Annotated in this window: 14 protein-coding genes and 1 tRNA gene; 8 read left to right on the top strand and 7 right to left on the bottom strand. The window is 70.5% G+C overall.

The window, feature by feature from the left end:
* Nucleotides 1–4: 4 nt before the first annotated feature.
* The gene (locus ACWKZU_RS06755; protein WP_449281635.1) at nt 5–763 is read right to left on the bottom strand and encodes a hypothetical protein; all 759 of its coding nucleotides are present in this window, start codon (nt 761–763) and stop codon (nt 5–7) included.
* A gap of 288 nt (nt 764–1,051) precedes the next feature.
* On the opposite strand from ACWKZU_RS06755, the gene ACWKZU_RS06750 reads away from it, so the two are divergent.
* The 3 genes from ACWKZU_RS06750 to ACWKZU_RS06740 all read left to right on the top strand — a co-directional run bounded on the left by ACWKZU_RS06750 (nt 1,052) and on the right by ACWKZU_RS06740 (nt 3,359).
* Nucleotides 1,052–1,750, top strand: coding sequence for an N-acyl amino acid synthase FeeM domain-containing protein (locus tag ACWKZU_RS06750; protein WP_449281634.1), 699 nt, complete (start codon nt 1,052–1,054; stop codon nt 1,748–1,750).
* On the top strand, nt 1,740–2,600 hold the full coding sequence (locus tag ACWKZU_RS06745) for a ThiF family adenylyltransferase (protein WP_449281633.1): 861 nt from the start codon (nt 1,740–1,742) through the stop codon (nt 2,598–2,600). The genes ACWKZU_RS06750 and ACWKZU_RS06745 overlap by 11 nt, the downstream gene beginning before the upstream one ends.
* A 183-nt stretch (nt 2,601–2,783) precedes the next feature.
* A complete protein-coding gene (locus ACWKZU_RS06740) occupies nt 2,784–3,359 on the top strand; it encodes a hypothetical protein (RefSeq protein ID WP_449281632.1) in 576 nt (191 codons plus the stop codon).
* A gap of 99 nt (nt 3,360–3,458) precedes the next feature.
* Here ACWKZU_RS06740 and ACWKZU_RS06735 read toward each other — a convergent pair.
* Nucleotides 3,459–3,531 (bottom strand) — tRNA-His (locus ACWKZU_RS06735).
* A 154-nt stretch (nt 3,532–3,685) separates the two neighbouring features.
* On the opposite strand from ACWKZU_RS06735, the gene ACWKZU_RS06730 reads away from it, so the two are divergent.
* The 3 genes from ACWKZU_RS06730 to ACWKZU_RS06720 are packed head-to-tail and all read left to right on the top strand — an operon-like array spanning nt 3,686 to nt 4,915.
* Complete coding sequence (locus tag ACWKZU_RS06730; protein WP_449281631.1) at nt 3,686–4,033, top strand: metallopeptidase family protein; 348 nt, start codon at nt 3,686–3,688, stop codon at nt 4,031–4,033.
* On the top strand, nt 4,014–4,340 hold the full coding sequence (gene clpS, locus ACWKZU_RS06725; protein WP_449281630.1) for an ATP-dependent Clp protease adapter ClpS: 327 nt from the start codon (nt 4,014–4,016) through the stop codon (nt 4,338–4,340). The genes ACWKZU_RS06730 and clpS overlap by 20 nt, the downstream gene beginning before the upstream one ends.
* Complete coding sequence (locus ACWKZU_RS06720) at nt 4,337–4,915, top strand: DUF2017 family protein (protein WP_449281629.1); 579 nt, start codon at nt 4,337–4,339, stop codon at nt 4,913–4,915. Before clpS ends, ACWKZU_RS06720 begins: the two co-directional genes overlap by 4 nt.
* Before the next feature lie 22 nt (nt 4,916–4,937).
* On the opposite strand, the gene dinB is transcribed toward ACWKZU_RS06720, so the two are convergent.
* Entirely contained in the window at nt 4,938–6,152 is a 1,215-nt protein-coding gene (gene dinB, locus ACWKZU_RS06715) for a DNA polymerase IV (RefSeq protein ID WP_449281628.1), read from the bottom strand.
* A gap of 82 nt (nt 6,153–6,234) precedes the next feature.
* On the opposite strand from dinB, the gene ACWKZU_RS06710 reads away from it, so the two are divergent.
* Together ACWKZU_RS06710 and glpK are read left to right on the top strand one after the other, a co-directional pair.
* Complete coding sequence (locus ACWKZU_RS06710; RefSeq protein ID WP_449281627.1) at nt 6,235–7,953, top strand: glycerol-3-phosphate dehydrogenase/oxidase; 1,719 nt, start codon at nt 6,235–6,237, stop codon at nt 7,951–7,953.
* Between the two features lie 60 nt (nt 7,954–8,013).
* On the top strand, nt 8,014–9,543 hold the full coding sequence (glpK, locus tag ACWKZU_RS06705; protein WP_449281626.1) for a glycerol kinase GlpK: 1,530 nt from the start codon (nt 8,014–8,016) through the stop codon (nt 9,541–9,543).
* 73 nt (nt 9,544–9,616) lie between these two features.
* Here the strand turns inward: glpK and gatB are convergent, their stop codons facing one another.
* The 4 genes from gatB to ACWKZU_RS06685 all read right to left on the bottom strand — a co-directional run bounded on the left by gatB (nt 9,617) and on the right by ACWKZU_RS06685 (nt 13,800).
* The gene (gene gatB / locus ACWKZU_RS06700) at nt 9,617–11,131 is read right to left on the bottom strand and encodes an Asp-tRNA(Asn)/Glu-tRNA(Gln) amidotransferase subunit GatB (protein ID WP_449281625.1); all 1,515 of its coding nucleotides are present in this window, start codon (nt 11,129–11,131) and stop codon (nt 9,617–9,619) included.
* A complete protein-coding gene (gatA, locus tag ACWKZU_RS06695; protein ID WP_449281624.1) occupies nt 11,131–12,651 on the bottom strand; it encodes an Asp-tRNA(Asn)/Glu-tRNA(Gln) amidotransferase subunit GatA in 1,521 nt (506 codons plus the stop codon). Before gatA ends, gatB begins: the two co-directional genes overlap by 1 nt.
* 9 nt (nt 12,652–12,660) lie before the next feature.
* The gene (gene gatC / locus ACWKZU_RS06690; RefSeq protein WP_449281623.1) at nt 12,661–12,996 is read right to left on the bottom strand and encodes an Asp-tRNA(Asn)/Glu-tRNA(Gln) amidotransferase subunit GatC; all 336 of its coding nucleotides are present in this window, start codon (nt 12,994–12,996) and stop codon (nt 12,661–12,663) included.
* An 81-nt stretch (nt 12,997–13,077) separates the two neighbouring features.
* Entirely contained in the window at nt 13,078–13,800 is a 723-nt protein-coding gene (locus ACWKZU_RS06685; RefSeq protein WP_449281622.1) for a DNA-3-methyladenine glycosylase I, read from the bottom strand.
* Between the last annotated feature and the right edge of the window lie 123 nt (nt 13,801–13,923).

Raw genomic sequence — 13,923 nt, 5'->3', positions numbered from 1 at the left:
CGGGTCAGTAATCGGATTCGGTGCGAGAGGGCGGAGTCACGTCGACGCCGCCGCTGAGCCGGGCGATCGCCTCGTCGGGCACGAAGTCGGGGTCGAGCTCGAAGAAGGCGTCGAGCACGCCCATGAACGCGAGCGCGGCGACCGACCAGGTCTCGGTGCCCTCCCCGGCGGGGATGTCGAAGTGCGCCTCCACGAGTGCGGGCACCGTGGCGCGCACGACCCCGAGCCCCTCGATGACGGAGGCCGCGGCCACGACGAAGGTCTGGTAGTCGTTGCGGAAGATCGGCTTCAGGCGGTAGCCGATCGTCGGGAGCAGGTTGCGGTAGAAGCTCTCCATGGTGTCCACGAAGGCGAGCTCGCTCGCCCGGAGCGCGTCGAGCACCCGCGTACGGGCCTCCCCCTCCGGCCAGGACAGGATCGTCGTGGAGATCGCGGCGTAGGTGCGCCACTTGCTCGAGGCCGTCACCACGTCGAAGTTGTACTCCATCACGGTGCGGATCAGATCGATCAGCACCCCGCGCCGACCCTCGACCGAGCGGAGATCGTCGCCCCGCGTGCCGAGATACTGCCAGGTGGTCAACAGGGTCTGCGTGTCGGCACGATCGATCTGGGCCTGGTTCGCGAGTTCGCAGAACAGGTCGGTGAGGAATGCGTCCGTCGAGGGCCAGGTCTTGGCGAACTGGCGCGTGGAGATGCCCGCTTCCGCGGAGAGCTTCTCGATGACGGCGGCATCGATTCCGAGCGAGAGGCCGACGGTCTCCACATGCTGAGTCGCGCTGCGAAGCACTCTGGTGCGCAGTTCGTCAGAACCCGGCTGAGTTCGCGAGCTGCCCCCGAGCGTCCAGTTCTCTCCCGGCACCGTTACCCCAATCACCACTCCGTTGCTGACTCATGCTATCTGATGCGACGGGATTTCCCGGTAGCCGATCGGCGTGAATTCGCGGTTCGCATTTCTGAGCGCCGCCATCCACAAAGCGTTTCGTACTATCATCGATATTTCCGGCAATTGCTGTAGTGCGGTTGCGTATCAAAGCAGGAGGGGCTCCTCGAGATGAGTCTGGATGTTGTTTCCGTCGGAGGAGATTCTCAGCGCAGAGCAGGGGTTTCCAGTTCCTCTTCGATCTCCTACCGCATCACGCGCGTCCAATCGGAGGACGATCTGCAGACCTGGCGGCTCGTCCGGCAGGACGTCTACCTCGAAGAGGGGCTCTTCACGTCCGAGGATCTCAACGGCTCCATCCACGCCGACGCCTACGACGACTACTCCGAGCATTTCCTCGCGTGGGACAGCAACGGCACTCCGGTGGCGACCGCACGGATCATCTTCGGCTCCCAGGACGGGCGTCCGCTGCAGGTCGAGGAGACCTTCGGCGTGTCGCCGCTCGCGAACAGCGCCGAGATCTCCGGATTCGCCGTGGTGCGCGAGCACCGGACCGGCCTGGCGCAGGTCGGCCTGATGCGCGCGGTCTTCGAGCGGCTCCGCGACCTGCAGATCGACCACTGCTACGCCGAGGTCGAGCCCTGGTTCTACAAGGCGCTCACCCGGTTCGGCTATCCGGTCACCCGGATCAGCGAGTCGCGCTTCGTGTTCAACGCCGAGAACTTCGTCATCTACATGCTGCTCGAGGACTTCTGGGAGGGCGCTCGGATCGACATCGCCGAGAAGAAGCGCACGCTTCGCGGCACCTACTACTCGCACCCCTGGGACGGGACCATCGGCCGCAAGCATCTCATCTACCATGACCGCTAGCGAGACCCAGGGGATCCCGGAGCACCTCGACCGGTGCAGAGGGATCTTCACCGCAGCGGAGCTCGCGACGCTGGCGCGTTCGACCGTCTCCATCGCGGGTGTCGGCGGCGTCGGCGGTCGCGTCGCCGAGGTGCTGGCTCGATCCGGCGTGGGGGCCCTCCGCCTCGCCGACCCGGACACCTTCTCGGTCTCCAATCTGAATCGCCAGGCCGCCTCGACCATCGCCTCTGTCGGACGTCCCAAGACCGAGGTCGTCGCCGAGCTCTGCCGCGGGGTCTCCCCCGGAATCGAGGTGCGCACCTGGGAGGCGGGGATCACTCCGGAGAATCTCGACGGGTTCATCGACGGAGCCGATGCCGTGGTCGACGGCACCGACTACACGGTGCCGTCCCTGGGGCTGCGCCTCGCCCGCACGGCGACTGGCCGCGGGATCCCCGTCGCGCTCGGCGTCGAGGTCGCTTTCGGCGCGTGGCACACCGTGCTCACCGAGTCGACGCACTTCGAGCGTCTCATGGGTCTGCCCGTCGGCGTCGCGTACGAGTCGCTCGACGACGGCGAGGTCTCGGTCCCGCTCTGGAGGTGGGTGCAGCGGATCCCGCCGTACCTCCGGGTGGACACCCTCCGCGCCGTCGAACGCGGGGAGATCGAGGCCCCGGCCATCGCCCCGGCCGTCGAGATATCGGCCGCGATGCTCGCGACCGACATCGTGCAGTTGCTCCTGGGGGGCTCCCCCGCGGTCATCGCCCCACGGGTGCACGGCGTCGACGTGCGGTCCGGCCGCTCCTGGCGGGGGCGCCCCAGCAAGGTCCGCTTCATGCTCAGCGCACTGCGGGCCTCCCTCAGGGGCTAGTCCCGAAGCCCGAGCTGCCCGCCGTGCTGCGCCGGGCCCGCCGTGCTGCGCTGCTCCACCGGGCCCATCCGTGCCGTCGGGCTCCGTTGACATCCTCCCTGCCACGGTGAATCATGAGCGTAGGGTCCGTGCCGCGGGAGGATCTGCTCCAGCGATCGGACAGGCGCGGAAGGACACGGTCGGATGGAGCACTTCCTCTACGGGGCGCCGCCCGCCACGGAGATCGTCGACGGCATCGCGTGGCGCGACACCGCATCGTACGTCGAGGCCAAGGTGTCGCTCGGCGACGCATGGGTCCCCGTCTACATCCTGACGGTCGACGACGCCATCGGCGCCGCCGTGACCTGCTGGGACCATCAGTTCGACCCCATCCTCGAGAACCTCGCGCAGCCGCAGATCGAGCCGGTGCTGCGCCGGCTGCATCCGGCCTGGTTCGCCTGCATGGACCATGCGAGACAGGAGCGGTACGGCGACGGCGCCCTCCTCGAGTTCCTCGATCCCGATGTCATGAACCGGAAGTGGATGATCGGCGTCCTGTTCTCCTCCCTCGAGACCGACCGCGACGCGCGGGTCGCGGCCGCCATGGAGAAGGTGCTCGCCATCAGCCTGCAGGTGTTCCAGGAGTCCTCGAACAAGCCGTCGGCGTTCGACTACATGCGGGTGGCCGCCGCCGGGGCGCTGCAGGGCGGCGCGCAGGGGCTTGCGGTGGCGGACAAGATCCGCGCGGCGGCGCAGTGGCTGCCCGTCTTCGGAGGCTGACCGCGCGTTCTCCCGACCCCGGCGGAGCCCGGTGCGCTCTCGCAACGGCCCGGCGCAGAACAGCGCCCCCGGCTCGAAAGCCGGGGGCGCTGAGTTCCGGGTGGCTAACGGGACTTGAACCCGCGACCACCGGCACCACAAGCCGGTGCTCTACCAACTGAGCTATAGCCACCATGCTGTCCGCGCTCACCGGGGCGAACGAGGCAACCCCACGATCATAGCCCATTCCGAGCCCGCTCCGCCAACCGATGCGCGCCGGGCGTGTACGACCGCCGATCCTCGGATCTTCCCACCGCTCCCAGCCGCTTTCTGTGTAGGGTGAAACCATGCTCGAGATGTCGCACGAGGAGTTCGAGTCGATGGTCGCAGACGGCCTCGACTCGTTGCACGACGACATGCTCGAGCAGCTCGACAACGTGATCTTCCTCGTCGAGGACCGCCCGGCCGACGGCAGCGACGTGCTCGGCATCTACGAAGGGTTCTCGCTCGCGGAGCGCAACGTCTACGGCTACGGCGAGGAGCCCGACCGCATCATCCTCTTCCGCGAGAACCTGCTGGAGCACTGCGCCGATCACGAGGAGCTGGTCAAGGAGATCCGCATCACGCTCGTGCACGAGATCGCGCACTTCTACGGCATCACGGAGGAGCGGATCCATGAGCTCGGGTGGGGTTGAGCCGGTGGTCATCACGAGTGCGACGAGCACCGAGGCCGCGCTCGGCGAGCAGGCCCGCACCACCCCCGAGCGCGTCTGGCAGACGGTGGTGTGGGACGATCCGGTGAATCTGATGTCCTATGTTGCGTACGTCTTCCAGATCCACTTCGGTTTCGAGCGCGCGCACGCGGAGGAGCTGATGCTGCGCGTGCATCATCGGGGCAGTGCCGTCGTGGCCGAGGGAGCGCGAGAGGCGATGGAGATGCACGTCGAGGCGATGCACGGCTACGGGCTCTGGGCCACGGTGCGACCGGCGGGTGAGGCATGAAGCTGCTGCCTCTGCCCGACGGCGATCTCAGGCTGCTGCTCGACCCCGACGAGGCCGCGATGCTCGACCAGCTGATCTCGCAGCTCACGCAGCTGCTGCAGAGCCACAGCAGTACGGCGCTGGATCCCGACCCGCTGTTCGCGAGTCTGGAGGTCGGCGGTTCGGAGCAGCCCCCGGAGGATCCGGCGCTGGCGCGCCTCTTCCCCGACGCCTACGAGGGCGACGACGAGGCGGCGCAGTTCCGGCGCGTCACCGAGCAGGGACTGCTGAACCGGAAGCTGCAGGACGCGATGCAGGTCACGGCCGCGCTCGGCCTCGGCGCAGGCGTGCCCGGCGAGGCCGAGTACATCGAGGTCGACATCTCGACCGAGACGCTGCCGGCGTGGGTGCGCACGGTCACCGCGCTGCGACTCGCCATCGCCGCGCGCATCGGGCTCGACTCCACCGACGATCACGCGCGGCTGGTCGCCGACGACGAGACCCGGGGCACGGTGCTCGTCTTCGACTGGCTCGCCGCGATCCTCGAATCGGTGCTCACGATCATGGCGACGCAGCAGGCTCCCGACGAGGAGTGACCCGCACGAGCCGATCGCCGCGCTACGGCTCCTGCAGGGACCGCGGATCGACGACCTCGCCGCGACCGGTGAGCAGGCTCGCCGAGGTCACACCCGCGGCCCCGAAGCGCCCGCGCACGTCGTCCACGGCCTGATCGACCGCGCGCCAGCCGTCGTCCTCGCTCCAGAGCGCCGCGGCGTCCGCCCCCTCTTCCAGCAGGTGCTCGGCGCGCACCCCGATCAGCCGCACCGGCCGACCGGCCGCTCCGAGGCTCTCGAAGAGCTCCGTGGCCGTGCGGTAGATGCGCTGCGTCGACTGGGTCGCCTCGGTCAGCGTCCGCGAGCGGGTGACGGTCTCGAAGCTCTCCCAGCGCACCTTGATCGAGATCGTGCGGGCCTCGATCCCGGCCGCCCGGAGCCGCTCCCCCGTGCGGGTGGAGAGGCGCAGCAGCTCGCGCTGCAGCACCGCGGGATCCACCACGTCGTGCGCGAAGGTCTCCTCATGCCCGATGCTCTTCTCGATCCGGGAGGTCTCCACCCGCCGTGCGTCGCGCCCGTTGGCGAGGTCGTGCAGCCGGCGGGCGCTCGCGACGCCCACGACGCGCTCGAGCGACGGCAGCGGCTCCCGGGCGAGATCCGCGACCGTGTGGATCGCACGCGACCGGAGCGCCCTCGCGGTCGCCTGCCCCACGCCCCACATCGCCTCGACCGGGAGCGGATGCAGGAACTCGAGCGTGCGCTGCGGCGGCACCTCGAGCACGCCATCGGGCTTGGCGCGCTGCGAGGCCAGCTTCGCGACGAACTTGGTGCCCGCGAGCCCCACCGAGGCGGGGAGCCCCGTGCGCTCCCGCACCCGCTCGCGCAACTGCCGGGCGATCTCGGCCGGCGGACCGAACAGGCGCACGGACCCCTCGACGTCGAGGAAGGCCTCGTCGATGCTGAGCGGCTCCACGAGGGGGGTGAACTCCTCGAATATCGCCATCACCGCCTTCGAGGCGCGGCGGTACTTCTCGAAGGTCGGCGGCAGCAGGACGAGCTGCGGGCAGAGCTGTTTGGCCCGCACCACCGGCATCGCCGAGCGCACGCCGAAGCGCCGGGCCTCGTAGCTCGCACTCGACACGACCGAGCGCGCGGTGTCGTGTGCGGCGGCGACGGGAAGCCCGCGCAGCTCGGGCCGGTCGAGCAGCTCCACCGACACGAAGAACGAGTCCATGTCGACGTGCAGGATCGAAGCGATGTCCCTCGGCGCGCCTTCCATGCCTCCATTGCACCACAGACCTCCGGCACGCACGGGCCGGAGCCGCTAGCGTAGAGACCACGGGACGAGAACGGAGGGCATCATGACGGCATCAGGCACTCCCGGGGCTCGGATCGCGTCGCTGCGGGATCGCCCGGCGGCCGACGTGCTCATCATCGGCGGCGGCATCAACGGCATCGCGACCTTCCGGGAACTCGCGCTGCAGGGCGTCGACGTCGCGCTCGTCGAGCGCGGCGACTTCGTCTCGGGGGCGTCCTCGGCGTCGAGTCACATGGTCCACGGCGGCATCCGCTACCTCGAGAACGGCGAGCTGCGCCTCGTGCGGGAAGCCGTGCAGGAGCGCAACCGCCTGACCCGCAACGCGCCCCACTACGTGAAACCGCTGCGCACCACGATCCCGATCTTCTCGACCTTCTCGGGTGTGCTCACGGCCCCGTTCCGGCTGCTCGTCACCCACGGTCGGGGCAAGCCACGCGAGCGCGGCGCACTGCTCATCAAGATCGGCCTGGTGCTGTACGACGTCTTCTCCCGGGGAGGAGGCCGCGTGCCGCGCCACCGCTTCCACGGTCGCGAGCGCTCGCTGCGGGAGCTGCCCCGCCTCACGCCGTCGCTCAAGTACACCGCGACCTACTTCGACGCCTCCATGCACAGCCCGGAACGGCTCGCCCTCGACGTGCTCTCCGACGGGGCCGCGGCGGGCGGCGAACGCGCCCGCGCGGCGAACTACGTCTCCGCGGTCGCCTCGTCCGGGAGCGGGGTGCGGCTGCGCGACGAGGCGACCGGCCACGAGTTCGACTTCGGCGCGCGGGTGGTCGTCAACGCCAGCGGTCCGTGGACGGACCTGACGAACGAGGTGCTCGGCAAGCCGACGAGCTTCATGGGCGGCACGAAGGGCTCGCACATCGTGCTCGACCACCCCGAGCTGCTCGAGGCCACGGGAGGCCGTGAGATCTTCTTCGAGCACTCGGACGGGCGCATCGTGCTCATCTACCCGCTCAAGGACCGCGTGCTCGTCGGCACGACCGACATCGACGCCGACCCCCGCGAGCCGACACTCTGCACGGACGAGGAGGTCGACTACTTCTTCGACCTCATCGGCCATGTCTTCCCCACCGTCCGGGTCGACCGCTCGCAGATCGTCTACACCTTCTCGGGCATCCGGCCGCTCCCCCGGCACGACGACACGGTTCCGGGCTTCGTCTCCCGCGACTACCGCATCGAGCACGGCTGGATCGGCCGCGTGCGCACCCTCAGCCTCGTCGGCGGCAAGTGGACGACTTTCCGGGCACTCGGCGAGCACCTGGCGGACGAGGCGCTCGGGCTGCTCGGCGCCGAACGCATCGCGAGCACCCGCACCACGCCCATCGGGGGCGGGGCGGGCTTCCCCACGGATCGCGCCTCCCGGCGCATCTGGACGGCGAGGCACGGTCGGGGACGGGACCCCGAGCTGGTCGAGCGCATGCTCGACCGCTACGGCACCAAGGCGGCCGAGGTGCTGGACGCGCTGCCCGCCGCGCCCGCCGAGGCCGCGGAGCTGCCCGGCTATCTCGTCGAGGAGCTCGCCCATCTCGCCGCGCACGAGAGCGTCGTGCATCTCGACGACCTGCTGCTGCGGCGCACCTCGCTCGCCTTCGTCGGCGGACTGACGCGCGCGGGGCTCGAGGCCGCGGCCGAGGCGGTCGCCCCGGCGCTCGGCTGGAACGCCGAGCGCCGCGAGGAGGAGGTCCGGCGCACCGAGGAGCTGCTGCTGCGCGAGCACCGGGTGGTGCTCGGCGAACCGGGCCTCGCACCCTTCGGCTGATCCGGGATCCGAAACCATCGCGCGCAGGCGCGACCCCACTTCCGACGAAGGAGGAACCGCATGGCCGACCACGTCATCGCGATCGATCAGGGTACGACGTCGACGCGCGCCATCGTCTTCGACCGCGCGGGCGCGCCCGTCGCCACCGGTCAGCGGGAGCACGAGCAGATCATGCCCCAGGCGGGATGGGTCGAGCACGACCCCCTCGAGATCTGGCGCAACGTGCAGGAGGTGATCGGCATCGCCCTCGGCCGCGCCGATCTCACCCGCCACGACATCGCAGCGGTCGGCATCACCAATCAGCGCGAGACCACCGTCGTGTGGGACCGCAGAACCGGGCAGCCGGTCTGCCCCGCGATCGTCTGGCAGGACACCCGCACCCAGGGCATCGTGGATCGCCTGGCCGCCGACGGCGGCATCGATCGCTTCGCGGAGATCGTGGGCCTCCCCCTCGCGACGTACTTCTCGGGCACCAAGATCGCCTGGATCCTCGAGAACATCGAGGGCGCCCGCGAGGCGGCCGAGGCCGGCCACCTGCTCTTCGGCACCACCGACTGCTGGGTGCTGTGGAACCTGACCGGCGGCGTCGACGGCGGCGTGCACGTCACCGACGTCACCAACGCCTCCCGCACGCTGTTCATGGATCTGCGGACGCTCGAGTGGCGCGACGACATCCTCGAGGTCTTCGGGGTGCCGCGCTCGATGATGCCCGAGATCCGGTCGTCCTCCGAGGTGTACGGCACCGCGGAGAGCTCATCCCTGCTGCGCGAGACGCCGATCGCCGGCATCCTGGGCGATCAGCAGGCGGCGACGTTCGGCCAGGCGGCCTTCGGCGCGGGTGAGAGCAAGAACACCTACGGCACGGGCTGCTTCCTGATCTTCAACACGGGCCAGGAGATCGTCCACTCGCGGAACGGCCTGCTGACCACGGTCGGATACCGGCTCGGCGACGGTCCCGCGCACTACGCGCTCGAGGGATCGATCGCGGTGACCGGGTCGCTGATCCAGTGGCTGCGGGACCAGCTCGGGATCATCGGATCCGCCGCGGAGGTCGAGCGGCTCGCGGCGAGCGTGCCGGACAACGGCGGCGTCTACGTGGTGCCGGCCTTCTCGGGGCTCTTCGCCCCGTACTGGCGGCCGGACGCCCGCGGCGCGATCGTGGGGCTGACCCGCTACGCGAATCGGGCGCACATCGCGCGCGCCGCGCTCGAGGCGGTCGCGTTCCAGACGCGCGACGTGCTCGACGCGGTCAACGCCGACGTCACCGCGGCGGGCGGGGTGCCGCTCTCCGAGCTGCGGGTCGACGGCGGCATGGTGGTGAACGACGCCCTGATGCAGTTCCAGGCGGACGTGCTGGGCGTGCCGGTGGTGCGCCCCGTGGTGGCCGAGACCACCGCCCTCGGGGCCGCCTACGCGGCGGGGCTCGCCGTGGGCTTCTGGAGCGGGCTCGAAGATCTCTCGGCCAACTGGCGCGAGGATCGGCGCTGGGAGCCCCGTCTCGACGCCGGGGAGCGGGAACGGCGCCTGCGGTTGTGGCGCAAAGCCGTCACGAAGTCGATGGACTGGATCGACGACGACGTGCGGGAGTAGCGGAGCCCTCGCCGGTCGAGCGGGTCGGGCGGGGCCACCGTCCGGCCCGCTCGACCGGCGGGGCCCTGCGCGCCTACTGCCCCGCGCGCTCCAGCACGATCTCGCGCACCTTGGCCGCGTCGGCCTGGCCACGCATCGCCTTCATCACGGCGCCGATGATGGCGCCGGCGGCCTGCACCTTGCCGTCGCGGATCTTCGCGAGCACGTCGGGCTGCTCGGCGAGCGCCGCATCCACGGCCTCGACGAGCGCGCCGTCGTCCGACACGATCGCGAGACCGCGGGCCTCCACGATCTCGGCCGCGGTGCCCTCGCCGGCGATGATGCCGGCGATGACCTGGCGCGCCAGCTTGTCGTTGAGCGTGCCGGCGTCGACGAGCTCGACCACCGAGGCGACCTGCACCGGGGTGATGAGGTCCGAGGCCGTCTCCGAGCGCTCGTTCGCGATGCGGGCGATCTCGCCGGTCCACCACTTGCGCGCGGTCTGCGGCGGCACGCCCTCGGCGACCGTCGCCTCGATCACCTGGGTGAGGCCGGCGTTCACGACGTCCTGGAACTCGAGCGCCGAGAAGCCCCACTCCGCGCGCAGGCGGCGGCGGCGCAGCGTCGGATGCTCCGGCAGCTCGGCGCGCAGCTCCTCGACCAGCTCGCGCGACGGCGTGAGCGGCGCGAGGTCGGGCTCCGGGAAGTAGCGGTAGTCGTCGGCGTCGCTCTTCGGGCGGCCGGGCGAGGTCTCCCCCGTGTCCTCGTGCCAGTGGCGGGTCTCCTGCGTGATCGCGCCCCCGGCCGCGAGGATCGCGGCCTGGCGCTGGATCTCGAAGCGCACCGCGCGCTCCACGGAGCGCAGCGAGTTCACGTTCTTCGTCTCGGTGCGGGTGCCGAGCACCGACATGCCGGCATTCTCGTTGCCGCGCGGGCGCAGCGACACGTTCGCGTCGCAGCGCAGGTTGCCGCGCTCCATGCGCGCGTCCGAGATACCGAGTGCGATCACGATCTCGCGGATCGTCGCGACGTAGGCGGCGGCGATCTCGGGGGTGTCGGCCTCGCCGCCGAAGATCGGGCGGGTCACGATCTCGACGAGCGGCACGCCCGCGCGGTTGTAGTCGACGAGCGAGTACTCGGCGCCCTGGATGCGCCCGGTCGAGCCGCCCACGTGGTTGAGCTTGCCGGCGTCCTCCTCCATGTGCGCGCGCTCGATCGGCACGTGCAGCACGCGGCCCGATGCGATCTCGATCTCGACGGAGCCGTCGTAGGCGATCGGATCGTCGTACTGCGAGATCTGGTAGTTCTTCGCCATGTCGGGGTAGAAGTAGTTCTTGCGCGCGAAGCCCGACACCTCGGCGATCTCGCAGCCGAGGGCCAGCCCGAGGCTGAGCGAGTACCGCACCGCCTGCTCGTTGACCACGGGCAGCGAGCCCGGCAGGCCGAGGCAGACGGGGGTGAGGTTCGTGTTGGGGTCGGAACCGAAGGCGTTCGGCGCCGAGGAGAACATCTTCGTCTTCGTGTTCAGCTCGACGTGCACCTCGAGGCCGATCACCGGCTCGAAGAGCTCCAGAGCCTGATCGAAGTCCATCAGCTTGGTCTTGGCCATCAGCGTGCTCCCCCTTCGAGCGCCGGAGTCTGTTCCCAGAACGCTCGTCCGTCGCGAGCGGTGATGAGGTTCTCGATCGCCGCGCCCGCGCGATAGAGGCGCGCGTCCTCGAATGCCGGCGCCATGAGCTGCAGGCCGACCGGCAGGCCGTCCTCGCTCGCGGTGCCGATGGGCAGGCTGAGGCCCGGGATCCCGGCGAGGTTCGCGGGGATGGTGGTGGCGTCGTTCAGGTAGTCCTGCATCGGATCGCCGCCGTGCGCGCCCAGCTGCCACGCGGTGGTGGGCGCGGTCGGCGACGCGATGACGTCGACCTGCGCGAACGCCTGCGCGAAGTCGCGCTGGATGAGGGTGCGCACCTTCTGCGCGCTGCCGTAGTAGGCGTCGTAGTAACCGGCCGAGAGCGCGTAGGTGCCGAGGATGATGCGGCGCTTCACCTCGGCGCCGAAGCCCGCGGCGCGGGTCTCGCTCATCACGCTCTCGACGGTGCCGCCGCCCTCGGGCGCGACCCGGAGGCCGAAGCGCACCGAGTCGTACTTCGCGAGGTTGCTGGAGGCCTCGGCCGGCAGGATCAGGTAGTAGGCGGCGACCGCGTACTCGAAGTGCGGGGCGTCGATCTCGACGATCTCCGCGCCCTGGGCCGCGAGCAGGCCCAGCGCCTCCTCGAAGCGTGCCTTCACACCGGGCTGCACCCCGTCGATCATCAGCTGCTTGACGACGCCCACGCGCAGGCCCTTGAGGGACGCGGGATCGGCGCCACCGCGCGCGGCCTCGGCCATCGAGGGCCAGGCGAAGTCGAGCGAGGTCGAGTCGTGGCGGTCGTGCCCGGCGACCACGTCGTGCAGCAGCGCCGTGTCGAGCACGGTGCGCGCGCAGGGGCCGATCTGGTCGAGCGAAGAGGCGAGGGCGATGGCGCCGTAGCGGCTGACGCCGCCGTAGGTGGGCTTCGCGCCCACGGTGCCGGTGAGCGACGCGGGCTGGCGGATCGAGCCGCCCGTGTCCGAGCCGAGCGCGAGCGGGGCTTCGAAGGCGCCGACCGCCACCGCGGAACCGCCGCCGGAGCCGCCGGGCACGCGGTCGGTCGCCCACTGGTTGCGGGTGGGGCCGTAGGCGGAGTTCTCCGTGGAGGAGCCCATGGCGAACTCGTCCATGTTGGTCTTGCCGATGTTCACGAGACCCGCCGCCCGGGCCTTCGCCACCGCGGTGGCATCGTAAGGCGAGCGGTAGCCCTCGAGGATCTTCGAGCCGGAGGTGGAGGGCATGTCGGTCGTGACGAGCACGTCCTTCACCGCGAGCGGCACACCCGCGAGCTCGCCCAGCGCCTCGCCGGAGGCGCGGCGCGCGTCGATCTCGCGCGCCGCCGCGAGCGAGCCCTCCGCGTCGGTGGCGAGGAACGCGTTCAGCTCCCCGTCCACGGCCGCGATGCGGTCGAGGTGGGCGCGCGTCGCCTCCTCGGAGGAGACCTCGCCGGAGGCGAGCTTGGCGGCGAGCTCCGCCGCGGTGAGATGGATCAACTGGGTCATCTGCGTTCCCTACTGCTCTTCGCCGAGGATCGACGACACCTTGAACATGCCGTCGGCCGCCTCGGGCGCGTTCGCGAGCGCCTGCTCTCCCGTCAGCACGTCGGCGACCTCGTCGGGCCGCATCACGTTGTTCAGCGGGATCGGGTGGCTGGTCGCGGGCACGTCGTCGCGCGCCACTTCGCTGACCTTGGCGATATTGGCGAGGATCGAGTCGAGCTCCGTGGTGAGCGACTCGATCTCCGCGTCGGTGAGTGCGATCCGGGCGAGGCCGGCGAGATGCTGCACGGTCTCGGCCGTGATCTCTCCGGTCGCCGCGGCGCGTTCTGCCGCGGGGGTTTCAGACATGCTGCTCCATCATGACGTCGGGAGTGGGAGGTTCGGTGCCGGGGAACTCCGCTGCGAGCGGTCCCGGCGAACCCCACCATCCTATCGAGGCGGGAGCGGCGGAACCTCCGCGGTGCGGGATCCGTCGGTGTTCCAGAGCCCCGAGCATCCACGACGGTGGCTCGAGACCAGGTGCGCGTCCACGATCCCGGTGGCGGTCATCAGTGCGTAGACGGTGGTCGGCCCCACGAACGAGAAGCCGCGCCGCTTCAGCTCCTTCGCGAGGGCGTGCGACTCGGGCGAGGCGGCCGGGACCTGCTCATCGCGCTCAGGAGCCGGCGAACGCTCGGGCATGTACGACCAGAGCAGCTCCGCCAGACCGGGGCCGGACTCCTCGCGCAGGCGCAGCACGGCCCGCGCGTTGCGCACGGTCGCGGCGATCTTCAGCCGGTTGCGGATGATCCCCGGGTCGGCGAGGAGTCGCGCGACGTCGGTCTCGCCGTACTCCGCGACCCGCTCGGGGTCGAAGCGGTCGAACGCCGAGCGGAACGCCTCGCGCTTGCGCAGCACCGTGAGCCACGAGAGACCGGACTGGAACGCTTCGAGACTCAGCCGCTCGAACAGCTCGGTCTCGCCGAAGACCGGCATCCCCCACTCGGTGTCGTAGTACTCGGTGAGCAGCGGATCGGTCGCCGCCCACGCCGCGCGCCTCGGCCCGTCGAGGCGCACCCTGGGAGCGGTGCGCTCCGGATCCGGGGCGCTCCCCGGATCGACGGTGCTCTCCGGATCGACGGTGCGCCCCGAATCGACGGTGTGCTGAGACATCTTCGCTCCTTCCGGGTGCGGCGGCTCCCCCGGATCCTCGCGCCGGGTCTGCATCTCAGGCTAGTGACCCGTGCGACGGCGCTCGGACCAGAACGGCGAAACTGTGGATAACTCGTTCCCGGG

This window comes from Leucobacter sp., assembly GCF_053528595.1.
The sequence above is the reverse complement of the archived record's forward strand: the minus strand, read 5'-3'. Positions and strand labels throughout refer to the sequence as shown.